Below are 13,687 nucleotides of genomic sequence, written 5' to 3' on the forward strand. Positions count from 1 at the left end.
CTTGCGGGCACTCCCTCATCTCTGAGGGATTCCAAGGATGTCAAGACCAGGTAAGGTTCTGCGCGTTGCGTCGAATTAAACCACATGCTCCACCGCTTGTGCGGGCCCCCGTCAATTCCTTTGAGTTTTAGTCTTGCGACCGTACTTCCCAGGCGGAGAACTTAATGCGTTAGCTACGGCACCGCGGGGGTCAACACCCACGACACCTAGTTCTCATCGTTTACGGCGTGGACTACCAGGGTATCTAATCCTGTTTGCTCCCCACGCTTTCGCGTCTCAGCGTCAGTTACCGTCCAGGTGGCCGCCTTCGCCACCGGTGTTCCTCCCCATATCTACGAATTTCACCTCTACTTGGGGAATTCCGCCACCCTCTCCGGCACTCAAGCTCTGCAGTTTCGGGCGCACTTCCTCAGTTGAGCTGAGGGCTTTCACACCCGACTTGCAAAGCCGCCTACACGCGCTTTACGCCCAATAATTCCGAACAACGCTTGCACCCTCTGTATTACCGCGGCTGCTGGCACAGAGTTAGCCGGTGCTTCTTCTCCCGGTACCGTCAAGCCGTTGGATGTTAGCCAACGGGTTTTCGTCCCGGTCGAAAGTGCTTTACAATCCGAAGACCTTCATCACACACGCGGCGTTGCTGCGTCAGGCTTTCGCCCATTGCGCAAAATTCCCCACTGCTGCCTCCCGTAGGAGTCTGGACCGTGTCTCAGTTCCAGTGTGGCTGATCGTCCTCTCAGACCAGCTACCCGTCGTTGCCTTGGTGGGCCATTACCCCGCCAACTAGCTGATGGGCCGCGGACTCATCTGGATGTGATAGCTTGTATACAGAGGCCACCTTTTCCCTCAGGAGCCGAAGCTCCCGGGGGCTTATCCGGTATTAGCCAATCTTTCGACTGGTTATCCCARACACCCAGGCAGATTATCCACGTGTTACGCACCCGTGCGCCGCTCTACTAGGATTGCTCCATTCGCGCTCGACTTGCATGTGTTAGGCACGCCGCCAGCGTTCGTTCTGAGCCAGGATCAAACTCTCCAATTTTAATTTGAAGTGTTTTGAACCGGCATCATCGGGGTCCGGCTAAGGAACTCCCGACTCGCTGTTCAGGGCACCCCGGAATCGACTCACGCCGACTCTCTTGAGGTGCCGTTTAGAATTGACTGCGGTTTCCGCAATCGTCTTCTTCTTGGGCTTGCTATTTGGTTTTCAAAGACCGAGCCGCTTGTTGCTGCCGCGACTTGTGTGCTACCGTGTTTCCACTTCTTCGCTGCACCCCGTTCAACCTCGGGGGCCGCATTCTTTATTTCGGAGCTGCTTTTCTGTCAAGCGGCCGTTGCCGCTCCGTTTCGCTGCTCCGCCTCGTCTGGATTCAACCTGGCRCCGTGGCGCCTTGCTGCTTCCTGCCGAGGGGCGCGGAACCTACTTCGTTWCCGCGTCTCGTGTCAACTTGCTTCGTCGACTCTTTCTTCCGCCTCGCTTCGGCTCTGTCGCCTGAGCGACTTCGCTGCTTCGAGGGGAGGCGGCTTCTATCACCGCCGCGTTGGGAGTCAACTTCGCTCGCCGACTTTTTTATTTCGTCTTTCACTGCTTCGGCCGGGGATCTCCGTCGCCAGTGCGACGTCGCCTTTCCGTCCGAAGGGGCGCGGCTTCTACCACCACCGCGTTGGGAGTCAACCCCGTACTTCCTCCCTATTCCCTCTGCTCGGGAGCGTGCGGCGCCGTGGCGCCAGCCCGTCGGGCGAAGGGAACCGATACCTAGCGCTTTGTTGTCTTCCCGTCAAACCTTCTTCGTGAGGATTGATCCCGAGAAGCTGCTCAGCGTCGGGTTTCATTGGGGATAACCCTCCAGTACGGGTCCCCCCTTCCCACGAAAAAGATTTTCGCGGCCTCCGCCGTCGATCTCACGGATGGACCGGCAGCCCCAGCCTCCTGGTGAACCCGCCCGAATCGCAGGTTCATCCGGCGGGCAGGGGAGCGACCGCCTCAGCAGTCGCGTGCCCCTCGCCTCTCCGCAGTGGCGGCCACTGGCCCTCTATTCCTTCTTCAAGACCACGTAGCCCGCCGCGGGGATGTTCACCTTCGTGTTGCCGCCCCTCAGCGTCGCCCCGTAATTGCCGAAGTTGCTCCCTCCGTACACGGCTGCGTCGCTGTTCAGCACTTCCTTCCAGTTCCCCGGCGGCAACGGCATCGTGTAGCCCTCCAGGTTCTCCCGGTTCAGGCTGCCCACCACCAAGTACTCCTCGCCTCCCGCCTTCCTCGTGAAGGCCACCACCGAGTCGTCGTTGTGCGTGTACACCCGGTTCACCTCCGCATCCGCGCGGAACGCCGGGCTCGAGTGTCTCAGTGCGATCGCGTCCTGGTAGAACCGGAAGCTCTGCCGGCGCGTGATGTCCAGCATCGCCTCCGTCCTCTGCTCCGCCGGCATCGCCGCCAGGCTCTCGAAGACCTTCCGGTCCTCCGCCGACAGCCCCCGGTACTCCCCATCCTTCGCCCTCGCCTCCGGCGGCAGCGCGAACAGCCGCTCGTACGACGCCTTTCTCGTGTCGTCGAACGTCACCTTGTCCCAGTTCCAGTCCTTCCCCAGTGACTCCCAGCTCCAGTCACTGTCCCACGTGGACGGGTTGCCCCACCGGAAGTCGTTCTGCGCTCCGAACTCGTCCCCCTGGAAGAACATCGGAATGCCCGGCCCCGCCAACCCCAGCCCCGCCGCGAACCGCGCCGCGCTCCTCGACCACTGCTCCGGGAAGTCCGTCGGCTTGTCCCCCTCCGCCGTGTTCATCGTCCGCTGCGCGTTCCCCACCTCGTCATGGTTCGAGATGATCGTCAGCGCCTTCTTCCACCCGTCCAGTCCTCGAGGGCCCGTCAGCATGGACATGAACGCGTCCATGTCCGTCTTCAACCCCCGCGCCGCCGCCTGGATCAGCCCCGGCTTGCTGTTGTCGTTCACCAGCCGGTGCTGGAACTCCGTGTACCACTGCGCGTCGAAGCCCCCTCCCGTCCCGTCCTTCTGCGCCGGCTTCGTGATGCTCGGGTCGTAGTCAAACTGCTCCGCCACCGTCCACACGTCCGGGTTGAAGAAGTGCACCTGCCGGTTGATCTCCCGCAGCATCTCCCACCCGTCCTTCCCTCCCGCTCCCTTGATGGGCTCCGTGAAGTCGAACCGCAGCCCGTCGAAGTGCAGCTCCTGCACCTGCGCCACCGCGTGGTCCACGAAGAACTGCTTCACCTTCGGGTTCGAATACGCCGGCACCGCTCCCCACGGCGTGTCCCGCTGCTCGAACTTCCCCGGCTCCTCCGACCAGTTGAAGAACGGGTTGTCCTGCCCTCCCAACCCCCACATCCCGTTGTAGTCGCCGTGCACGTGGTTGTAGACCACGTCCGAGATGACGTTCATCCCTCGCCCGTGAGCCTCGTCGATGAAGCGCTTCAGCGCCTCCGTCCCGCTCACCCACTTCCCGTCCGCGTCCTCGAAGCCGAACGAGCTCTCCACCGCCAGGCTGTTCACCCCCAGGTAACCCCAGTTCCGGTTCCCCTCCACCTCGTTCACCGGCAACAGCTCCAGCGTGTTCACTCCCAACTTCTTGAAGTAGTCCAGCCTCGCCGTCAGGTCCTCCAGCGTCGAGCGGTCCGCGTTCTTCGCCTCGCCCAGGAAGCTTCCCACGTGCAGCTGGTACACCACCCACTTGCTCGGGTCCTTCTCCCGCGGCGCGTTGTCGTTCTTCCACGTGTGCGTCGTTGGATCCGTGATGACCGAGCCCCGGAACGTCACCCCGCTCGCCTCCGTGATGACGTTGCTCCACGGATCGTTGTTCGGTGACTTCAGACGCTCGCCCGCGCCCAGCTTCCCGTCCCCGTTCCCGTCATCCCTCAACCGCAGGTTGCCCTTCGCGTCCTTCTCGTAGACCTGGAACTCGTACTGCAACCCCGCCAGCTTCTTCGGGTCGTTCACCAGTGCCGTCCACGCCCCATCCTGATTCGTCATCCGGATGCGCCCGTCCGCCTCCACGTTCTTCGACCACAGGTCGTTGAACTTCCCGTCGTGCAGCTTGTCCACCAGCGTGGCGTCGAAGTTCCCCAGCCTCGCCAGGAGCTCGTCCCGGCCCAGCTGCCGCCCACTCGCGTCCTTCAACACCAGGTACGCACTGTGCGCGTCCTCCTCGTCATCCACGTCGAAGCGCATCAGCTCGACGCTGTCCCCCGCGTAGCGGTTCACCTCCTTGCCCGTCTTCGCGTCCAGGTACATCCGCGACAGGCCCCGCTGCTCACCCATCATCTCCCGCGCGTACGGGTCCGGCCGCTCGCTCGTCACGCCCTCCGAGTCCACCACCTCGTAGACGTACGACTTGCCCACCAGCTCCTTCCAGCCCCCCTTCACACTCGCCGACCAGTTGCCGTCCTCACCCCGCTCCATCGGGAAGCGCTGCTCCCACCCCTCCGCGTCCGTCACCTTCACCTGCACGCTCTTCGCGTTCCCCGCCCAGAACTTGAACGTCGCGTCCTCTCCCGACTTCATCGAGCCCATCTCGTGGTACGTCGTCGGCGCGTACGTGGACGTCCCCTTCTTCACGTCCAGCTTCAGGTTGCCCTCGCCCATCACCGCCCACGAGCCCTTCCCCGTCGGGCCATCCGCCAGCACGCCCCACTCCCAGTCGTGCGGCTGGCCATCGTCCAGCACTTCCACCGTCGCCGCCCACTTCCCGTCCCCCAACGGCTTCATCGGAATGGTGCGCTCGTTCCACTGCGCGCTATAGCGGCCCGCAGCGTCCCAGCTCCCCTTCACCTGCAGGTTCGTGAGCTCGGCGTGCGGTCCCGCGTCGTATACCAGCGTCACCGAGCGCTTCACCGGCGCTCCCACCGCCCCCGCGGCCCTCGTGCCGAGCACGTTCATCGCCGCACCGGCGCTCGTGGGACCGAACGTGGAGCCCGCCCCCCGCGCGGCCGCCGGGCGCACCGCCGTCTCGAACGCCGAGTCCTTGCCGCGCCCCGTCCCCGCCCGGGACTTCGCCTCGAAGGCGTCCCGCGCCTCGGTCCCTCCCGCAGGTGGCTTCTGACCCGCCTTCTCCGGAACCACCGCCGCAGTCTCCTTGCGGACCTCCCGGCTGCTCGTGGATGGAGCCTCGTTCTTCGTGCTGGGAACCGCACTCTTCGGGGGCTGGTTGATCTTGGACGTGCTCACGTTGTCTCCTCTGGCGCGGACCCGAAAGTCGCGGTGCCCTCCATTGTCGGGCCAGCCGCCATCCGAGTTTCCTCCATCCAGACGTGACGCACTCCGTGTCCCGCCGTCCAGGACACCCTCAGTGTGGGCTTTCGTTCATCCCGCCCTTGGGTACGTGGTCCTCACCCCCATCCCGGCCCTTCCGAGCTCGCCGAGTGCCCCACCTCCGCTCCGCGAAAGTCTCCCCGCTGCACCCTCAGTGCGAACTTCTCCGCGTCGATCTCCCCACGCGTGCGGAGCTTCCACCTGCGCAGCATCTCCACCGGCGGGCACCACCCCGAGACCGCGTGCTGCAATAGGAAGCCCGCCACCACTCCCGGTACCCACAGCCACTTCCGGTCCCTCGTCACGCCCAACACCAGCCCCGCCAGCGACAGCACGGCCGCGTTCACCTGCAGCGCACGCTCGAGGTCCCACTCGCGCTCCAGTTCGTCCAGGCGCCCCTCTACCTCGTCCTGGGGACGGCTCGCGTAGCTGGCGATGCGCTCCCGCATCTCCCGTAGGATTTCCTCGTTCGCCTTCCCGGGCCCGTGGCGGCGCTCCCGGCCGCCCCGAGGCATGAGGAGCTGCTCCAGCCTGGCATCCATGCCGAAACCTCCCTGAGGACGTGCGCGTCCCGCCGAAAGGTGATGCCCCCGCTCCAACCCGCCAAGGCCGCCTCCGGTCCCGCCCGAAAAGACAGACGGGCCACGGGGTATCCCTCCCCGCAGCCCGCCCGACTGCCCGAGCACTCCAGGCCTCGACGCCCCGCCTACCGCCGTCCCTTCACCTCGTCATCCGCGTCCTTGATGACCCGCTTCGCGTCCTCGATCTTCTCCTTCACCGCTCCCTTGAGCGTGTCCTTCTTCCCCTCCGCCTCCAGCTCGCGGTCTCCCGTGGCCGTCCCCACCGTCTCCTTCACACGCCCCTTCAGCTTGTCCGTCCACTCACCCATGGCTTCCCTCCTTGCTGTCCCTGTGTCCAATCACAGACACCCCTGAAGCTAGGTACCGGAGGGAGCCACGGGAACTCCTCGAGCGCTCGCTCGCCTGAATGCCCGGCATCGCCGTCCGCGTCCGCTTCGACCCGCAGGGAAACCCGCTCGGATTCGAGGACTCGCGTTTCCTACTCCGGAGGCTGAGCCTCAACGGTCAACGGCAAGTGGAACGGGCCTCGGCGCGCCGCACTCTTGCGCTCCGGTCAGCGCGAGCGGCCCCCTGCTCAGTTTCCGCCAGGGCCCGGTCCACTCCTTCAAAACCATACGTCTCCCTGAACATACGCCGTGCCCGACGGACGGGAAGCCCGACACCTCCCGTCCGCCAGGCCAAGCGCTCCTTCCCCAAGGAGACTTTTGAAACGGTCTCAGCCGCAGACCGTCTCGAGCATGATGCGGCAGACCTCGTACGGGTCGCAGTTGGCCGCAGGACGGCGATCCTCGAAGTAGCCGCGGCCATCGTTCGCCGTGCCCAGCGGGATGCGGATGGACGAGCCACGATCGCTCACGCCGTAACGGAACACGGTGATGGGCGCCGTCTCGTGCTGACCCGTCAGACGCTCCACGTTGTGCGCGCCGTACACCGCGATGTGCGCCTCGTGCCTCGCGCGCAGCTTCTCCATCGCCGCTTCAATCACCTTGATGCCACCCGCCTCGCGCATCGACTTCGTGCTGAAGTTGGTGTGGCAGCCCGTGCCGTTCCAGTCACCCTTCACCGGCTTGGGGTGCAGCGTGGCGCTGATGCCGAACTCCTCGCCCATCCGGTACAGCAGCCAGCGCGCCAGCCACAGCTCGTCCGAAATCTCCAGCGCCGGCAGGGGGCCCACCTGGAACTCCCACTGCGCAGGCATCACCTCGGCGTTCGTGCCGCACAGCTTGATGCCCGCGCGCAGACACGCCTCGGCGTGCGACTCCACCAGCTTGCGGCCGAACACCTCGTCACTGCCCACGCCACAGTAGTAGCCACCCTGCGGCGCCGGGAATCCCTTGTCCGGCCAGCCCAGCGGACGGTTGCCCTCGAAGAGCGTGTACTCCTGCTCCAGGCCGAACCAGGCGTCCTCGGCGGCGTGCTTCTCCGCCACCTGCCGCAGCGGCGCGCGCGTGTTGCTCCAGTGCGGGCTGCCGTCCGGATTCATCACCTCGCACAGCACCAGGATGTCCTTCGTCCCCGGCTTGAGCGGGTTCGCGATGAAGCGCACCGGCCGCAGCATCAGGTCGCTCTTCTTGCCCTCGGCCTGGTAGGTGCTGGAGCCGTCGAAGCTCCAGTCGGGAAGATCGGAGAGACTCCGGACCTCCGCCACCTCCACCACCTTCATCTTCGAGCGCAGCTTCGCGGTCGGCCGCTGCCCGTCGATCCAGATGTACTCCGCCATCACCTTGCTCATTCGCCACGTCCTCCCAGAAGCCCGCCCCAGCGGGCCAGTTTTCTCGCGGCCCTCACCGGGCCTCACGCCAGAACCCTTTTGCAGATGCGATGCCAACGCCCCCGCCCACCGGGGGCCTCGACGGAAACCCTCGAAATGGCTCGGAACAGGTCCCGCAAGGCCTCTCCAGTCCCTCAGGAGGCCCTCCCGGTACTCCGACAATTTTGTAGGAGATGCGCTCGCTTCCTACAAATTTGTCGGAAGTGTTCCGCCCGCCCCCGTGGCCCAGCCCGCTCGCGAGCACCACCGGACCCTCGCGTGGCACCGTCTCCCCCCGGTTTGACCGGAATCCGACGAACGATGCCGCTCGAACAGTAGACCCCTGGACGCTTCGCCGCTCGCCTGCTCTCCCAGGGCGTTCCCGCGTCGCTTACAATTTTGTAGGTCTTCGGCCAGGAACCGACAAAAATGTCGGAACCGCCCGGACGCCCCTCGGGACCGGTACAGGAGCAGCACCTCGGAGCACCCTCGCATGGCGAAACGCACAGATGAGCAGACGGGCAAGCACGCCACCCTGGCCAGCCTCCTGGAGGTCAGCCAGGCCCTGGCCGGCGCACAGGATCTCCGCGCCGCCCTCCACCGCGTGCTGGAGCGGCTCGAGCGCTACCACGGTGTGGTCCGCGGCGCCGTCACCCTCACCGACCCCGACACCGGGGACCTCTATATCGACGCCTCCATCGGGTTGAGCGCCGAGGGCCGCAAGGCCCGCTACAAGCTCGGCGAGGGCATCACCGGCCGCGTCGTCCAGAGCGGCAAGCCCATCGTCGTGCCCGAGATCAGCCGCGAGCCCCTCTTCCTCCACCGCGCCTACCTCGGCCGGCGCACCGGCACCCAGGAGCACTCCTTCATCTGCGTCCCCATCGTCCTGCACCGCAAGCCCGTGGGCACCCTCGGTGTGGACCTGCTCTTCCACAAGGACCGCGACTACCAGGAGGAAAGCCGCCTCTTCGGCGTCGTCGCCTCGATGATCGGCCAGGCCCTCGCCGCCCACCGGCACCTGGAGGACGAACGCAAGAAGCTCCTCGAGGAGAACACCACCCTGCGCCAGGAGCTGCGCCAGCGCTACGACTTCTCCAACATCATCGGCACCTCCGGCCCCATGCGCCAGGTGTACGAGCAGATCCACCAGGTGGCCCGCACCACCACCACCGTCCTCATCCGCGGCGAGTCCGGCACCGGCAAGGAGCTCATCGCCCACGCCATCCACTACAACTCCACCCGCGCCAAGAAGCCCTTCATCAAGGTCAACTGCGCCGCCCTCCCCGAAACCCTCATCGAGTCCGAACTCTTCGGCTACGAAAAGGGCGCCTTCACCGGCGCACAGAATCGCAAGCGCGGCCGCTTCGAGCTCGCCGAGGGCGGCACCCTCTTCCTGGATGAGATTGGCGAAATCAACCCCGCCACCCAGGTCAAGCTGCTCCGCGTCCTCCAGGAACGTGAGTACGAGCGCGTCGGCGGCACCGAAACCCTCAAGGCCAACGTCCGCCTCATCGCCGCCACCAACAAGGACCTGGAGACATCCATCGCCGAGAAGTCCTTCCGCGAGGACCTCTACTACCGCCTCAACGTCTTCACCCTCTTCATCCCTCCCCTGCGCGAGCGCAAGAGCGACCTCCTCCTGCTCGCCGACCACTTCGTCGCCAAGTACTCCCGCGAGCACGGCAAGAACATCCGCCGCATCTCCACCCCCGCCATCGACATGCTCGTCAGCTACCACTGGCCCGGCAACGTGCGCGAGCTGGAGAACATCATCGAGCGCTCCGTCCTCGTCTGCGACGGCAACGCCATCCACGGCCACCACCTGCCTCCCACCCTCCAGACCGCCGAGGCCTCCGAGACCGTCACCAGCAGCTCGCTCACCGACTCCGTCCAGCAGTTCGAGAAGGACCTCATCGCAGATGCCTTGAAGACCACCCGCGGCAACCGCGCCAAGGCCGCCCGGCTCCTCCAGACCACCGAGCGCATCATCAACTACAAGGTCTCCAAGTATGAGATCGACTGCTCACGCTTCCGGGGCTAGGACGCCGCCATGTCCGGTGAGACGAACCTCGAGGTGCTGCTGAAGTCGATGAAGCCCGTGCTGCGCGGCGGTGAGTTCGTCTTCCTCACCACCCGGCACTCCCTGCTCGAGGCCGTTCCCCTCGAGCCCCTCGGGCTCTTCCACGAGGAGGAAGGGCTCACGCTCATCCTCCCCCGTGAGAAGGCCGACGCCGCCGGACTCCCGTACAGCGCCGTCTTCCGGATGATCACCCTCTCCGTCCACTCTAGCCTCGAGGCCGTGGGGTTCCTCGCCGCCATCACGAACCGGCTCGCCGCCCGGGGAATCAGCGTCAATCCCGTGTCGGCGTACTTCCACGATCACCTCTTCGTCCCCTCCGCTCGCGCCGAGGAGTCGCTCGCGGTGCTCGCCGGGTTCGCTCGCGGCGACGCCGCCCCTGTCTGACGCCGATTCACCTTCATCCTCAAGCCCTCGACTCCCAGCGTGATGAGTGGCCTGGCTTTCACATTCAGGCCAGGCTCCAGCTCCAGCTCGTAACGCTGCGCGATCGCCGCCACCAGCAACTGCGCCTCCATCAGCGCGAAGCGGTTGCCGATGCACAGGTGCGAGCCCCCTCCAAAGGGCAGGTACGCCGGCAGCTGGCGGTCTTCCACTCCCAGGAACCGCTCGGGCCAGAAGCGCTCGGGCTGCTCGAAGAACCGTCCATCCCGGTGCGTCACGTAGACGCTGATGACGATCGGCGCGTTCGCCGGAATCGTGTAGCCCCCCAGCTCCGTGTCCGTCAGCGGTGCTCGCTCCGCGTACCAGGCCGGCGGGTAGATGCGCAGCGTCTCCTTCACCACGCTCTCCGTGTACTTGAGCTGCCGCAGGTCGCCTACCGTGGGCGCCCGGCCTTCCAGCACCGTGTCCACCTCCTGCTGCAGCTTCTGGCGGATGTCCGGGTTCCTCGACAGCAACAGCCACGTCCAGCTCAGCAGGTTCGCCGTCGTCTCGTGCCCCGCGAACAGCAGCGAGAGCGTCTGCGCCCCCACCTGCTCGTCCGTCATCTTCGTGCCGTCCTCGTCCCTCGCCAACAGCAGCATCGAGAGCAGATCTCCCCGATCCTCTCCCGTCGCCCGGCGCTCCTGGATGATGGACTTCGTGATGCGATTCAGCGCGTCCACCGCCCGCCGGCTCGCCCCCCAGCGCTTCACCGGTACCCACTCCGGTAGCACCGTGTAGACCGGGTACTCCTTGTTGATCGCCTGCATGATGCCCGTGAACGCCTCGCTCACCTGGCTCGCCTGCTCCCCCGTGTCCGCGTCGAACAGCGTCTTCGACACGATCTCGAACGTGAGCCGCATCATGTCGTGCGCGATGTCCCTCGTCTCCCCGTCCTTCCACCCCTCCAACATCCTCGTCGCGTAACGCTCCATCACCGCGCCGTAGCCTTCAATCCGTTTGTGGTGGAAGGCCGGCTGCATCAGCCTCCTCTGCTGGAGGTGGTTCTCCCCCTCCTGCGAGAACAGGCCCCTCCCCAGGAACGACGCCATCAGCTCCCGGGAGATCGCCGTCCGCACGAAGTTCTGGCTCGTGAGCACCTTCCGGATCAGCTCCGGATGGTTCACGAAATAGAAACGCTTGCGCCCCAGGTGGAAGCTGCTCACGTCCCCGTAGCTTCCCAGCTCCCTGAAGAAGTCGAGCTCTCCCTTCGCCGCCGCCAGGATGTTCCCCAGCAACGCGTTCCCCTTCGGCCCCGGTGGGTGTTTGGCTTTCATGGCCCGCAGATTAGTGCCACCGGCCTCCAGGCGTCAGTCGGGAACCCTGGTACCGCTGACCCTCACCCCGTCCCTCTCCCAAAGGGAGAGGGGTTCTGGGGGAACCCGCGACTTTCGGCACCCTCACCCCGTCCCTCTCCCGGAGGGCGAGGGGATTTGTTCACGCTACCGGCTCAGTCTCGGGGCGCGGATCCGCGCTCCTCTTCATCGGCTGCGCCTTCCCGTACGTCAGCGACCTCCACACCCACTCCACCGGCCCGAATCGGTACCTCGCCAGCCACCAGTGGCTCCATGCCACCTGTACGCAGAACAGGCCCATCGTGAGTGCGATCGTCACCGCCGGGCCCGTCTTCCCCATCAGCCCCAATCCCACCCCGCTGAACACCAGCATGCCTAGCACCGACTGCGACATGTAGTTCGTCACCGCCATCCGCCCCGCCGGTGCCAGCAACCTCAGCGCCTTCCTCCACCTCTCCCGCTGGAACAGCAACGCCAGGCTCGTCACGTAGAACGTCGCCAGCCCCACCGCCCCCAACTCCCTCACCGGCGTCAACACCAGCGTCCACGGCTCCTGGAAGTCCAGCAGCTTCTTCCTCATCAGCATGCTCGTCACCACCCCCACCCCACTCCCCACCAGCCCCACTCCCAATCCCCATCCCCACAGCCTCTTCAACGTCGCCCCGTGCTTCTCCACGTCGTGGAAGAGCCCCTTCCTCCCCGCCCACAGTCCCAGCGCGAAACGCCCCACCGTCGTCCCAATGTGCGTCAGCATCATCGGACTGAAGAACAGCAGGAAGTACGCCTCCGCATTCGCTCGCAGCCACCTCCAGTAGCCACCGCTCGACAGGCCCTCGAAGATTCCCGCCTTCGTCTCCGCCATCCCCTTCGCCGCTGCCTGCGCCGCTTCCCTCGCCGCCGCGTGCGCCTCCGGCCCGTGCAACAGCAGCGTCCCGAACCTCATCAGCCCCTGCCCCACCAGCATCGGCCCGAACATCAATACGCCCGCCCAGATCAGCAGCGTCCGGTCCTTCCTCTCCCGGAACAACAGCAGCAACAGCCCCGCCATCGCGTACATGTTCAGCACGTCCCCGTACCAGGCCCCGTACAGGTGCACGAGCCCCAGCAGGTACATCACCATCAGCCGCCGCCTGTACACCGGCACCACCGACGTGCCCCGCTTCTCCGCCCTCGTCAGCTGCACGCAGAAGCCCAGCCCGAACAGGAACGAGAAGATGGGCATGAACCTCCCGTTCACGAAGAACTGGAACAGCTCGCTCGCCGCCTGGTCCACCCACGTGGCCGTCAGCGCCTGCACCGCCGGCCTCGGCATCAACACCCACCCGCTCATCCACACATAGACGTTCGAGACGAACACCCCTCCCAACGCGAACCCGCGCAGCACGTCCAGCACTTCCAGCCGCTCACCCGCATCCACCGGGCGCGCCTCGGCCACTCCAGGCCCCCCGCTCATGCTCAGCCCCTCGCCCGGTCCGCCAACACCCGCTCCACTTCCCCCTCCAACTCCGCCGCCTCCTCCCTCCTCGGCGCCTCCCACGGCAGCTGATCCACCTCCCGCTGCTGCCTCAGCTGCCCGCTCGTCTCCAGCGCCAGCCGCGTCGTCCGCTCCGTCAGCTTCAGGATCCCCTGCGCATCCACCACGTTCGTCGGATCCAACTGGTCCAGCGGCGTCTGCTCCAGCCTCCCCAGCGACATCCGCTCCAGCTTGAAGCCCAACAGCTCGTCCCCCACCTCCATCATCACGTGGTCGATGAAGAGGCTCCGGTCCGCCAGCAGCTCATCGAAGTTGAACGTGCTCGCCGCGTTCGCCAGCCCGCACGCGAATCGCTCCTCCAACAGCGCCTGCACCTCCTCCGGCCGGTTCGCCCTCGCGCACCCCACCTCCCTCGCCACCCGCAGCACCGCCCCCTCCTCCCGCTCCACCTTCACCAGGAACGTTCCCCTCATGTCCACCCGGATGCCGTCCCGGCACGACAACCCCTGCTTCCCCCTCCGCTCCACCACCACCTTGCGCACCGACAGGTCCAATACCTCTCCCCGTTGCACCATCGGCAACACCAGCCCGCTCCCGAAACTCACCCGCGTCGGGCCCCCTGCCTTCTCGATGAGCAAGGCCTCTCCCGGGCCCACCCGGCGGTAGCTCGTCAGCAACACCACGGCACACGCCACACAGGCGGCCGCGACTCCAGCAATCGCTAGCAGGATGGGCAGTTCCACGTCGGATTGGCTCCAGGCAGGGGAGCCAGACTCCAGCACGCCCAGCGCCCCCCGCGCCAGGGCCATCCCCCCCTCTCCCCCTG

General features: G+C 65.8%; 9 protein-coding genes and 1 rRNA gene. 2 read left to right on the forward strand and 8 right to left on the reverse strand.

Annotated elements, in window-relative coordinates; translation table 11 throughout:
• The 5 genes from BO221_RS34705 to glnII form a co-directional block, all read right to left on the reverse strand.
• Nucleotides 1–1,042 (reverse strand): 16S ribosomal RNA (locus BO221_RS34705); the annotation flags it as partial.
• Nucleotides 1,043–2,033: 991 nt separating this feature from the next.
• Nucleotides 2,034–5,177: an alpha-amylase family glycosyl hydrolase gene (locus tag BO221_RS34710; RefSeq protein ID WP_073565165.1), complete on the reverse strand. Its 3,144-nt coding sequence runs from the start codon at nt 5,175–5,177 to the stop codon at nt 2,034–2,036.
• Between the two features lie 161 nt (nt 5,178–5,338).
• The gene (locus tag BO221_RS34715) at nt 5,339–5,803 is read right to left on the reverse strand and encodes a DUF2892 domain-containing protein (RefSeq protein WP_198956248.1); all 465 of its coding nucleotides are present in this window, start codon (nt 5,801–5,803) and stop codon (nt 5,339–5,341) included.
• A gap of 164 nt (nt 5,804–5,967) precedes the next feature.
• On the reverse strand, nt 5,968–6,150 hold the full coding sequence (locus BO221_RS34720; protein WP_047853824.1) for a CsbD family protein: 183 nt from the start codon (nt 6,148–6,150) through the stop codon (nt 5,968–5,970).
• 407 nt (nt 6,151–6,557) lie between these two features.
• A complete protein-coding gene (glnII, locus tag BO221_RS34725) occupies nt 6,558–7,574 on the reverse strand; it encodes a glutamine synthetase GlnII (RefSeq protein WP_073565166.1) in 1,017 nt (338 codons plus the stop codon).
• Nucleotides 7,575–8,085: 511 nt separating this feature from the next.
• Between glnII and BO221_RS34730 the strand changes: the two genes are divergently transcribed.
• Both BO221_RS34730 and BO221_RS34735 read left to right on the forward strand, forming a co-directional pair.
• Entirely contained in the window at nt 8,086–9,633 is a 1,548-nt protein-coding gene (locus BO221_RS34730; protein ID WP_073565167.1) for a sigma 54-interacting transcriptional regulator, read from the forward strand.
• 9 nt (nt 9,634–9,642) lie between these two features.
• Nucleotides 9,643–10,056 (forward strand): ACT domain-containing protein, encoded by a 414-nt coding sequence (locus BO221_RS34735; protein WP_073565168.1) that lies wholly within the window; start codon nt 9,643–9,645, stop codon nt 10,054–10,056.
• On the opposite strand, the gene BO221_RS34740 is transcribed toward BO221_RS34735, so the two are convergent.
• The 3 genes from BO221_RS34740 to BO221_RS55045 all read right to left on the reverse strand — a co-directional run bounded on the left by BO221_RS34740 (nt 9,972) and on the right by BO221_RS55045 (nt 13,670).
• Nucleotides 9,972–11,369, reverse strand: a complete 1,398-nt coding sequence (locus BO221_RS34740) for a cytochrome P450 (protein ID WP_073565169.1) — start codon at nt 11,367–11,369, stop codon at nt 9,972–9,974. The genes BO221_RS34735 and BO221_RS34740 overlap by 85 nt on opposite strands.
• 160 nt (nt 11,370–11,529) lie before the next feature.
• Nucleotides 11,530–12,840 (reverse strand): DUF418 domain-containing protein, encoded by a 1,311-nt coding sequence (locus tag BO221_RS34745; protein WP_073565170.1) that lies wholly within the window; start codon nt 12,838–12,840, stop codon nt 11,530–11,532.
• A 2-nt stretch (nt 12,841–12,842) separates the two neighbouring features.
• Complete coding sequence (locus BO221_RS55045) at nt 12,843–13,670, reverse strand: SPFH domain-containing protein (RefSeq protein WP_073565171.1); 828 nt, start codon at nt 13,668–13,670, stop codon at nt 12,843–12,845.
• Nucleotides 13,671–13,687: the final 17 nt, after the last annotated feature.

The sequence above is a fragment of the Archangium sp. Cb G35 genome, from assembly GCF_001896145.1.
In the GTDB taxonomy this organism is placed as follows: Bacteria; Myxococcota; Myxococcia; order Myxococcales; family Myxococcaceae; genus Archangium; species Archangium violaceum.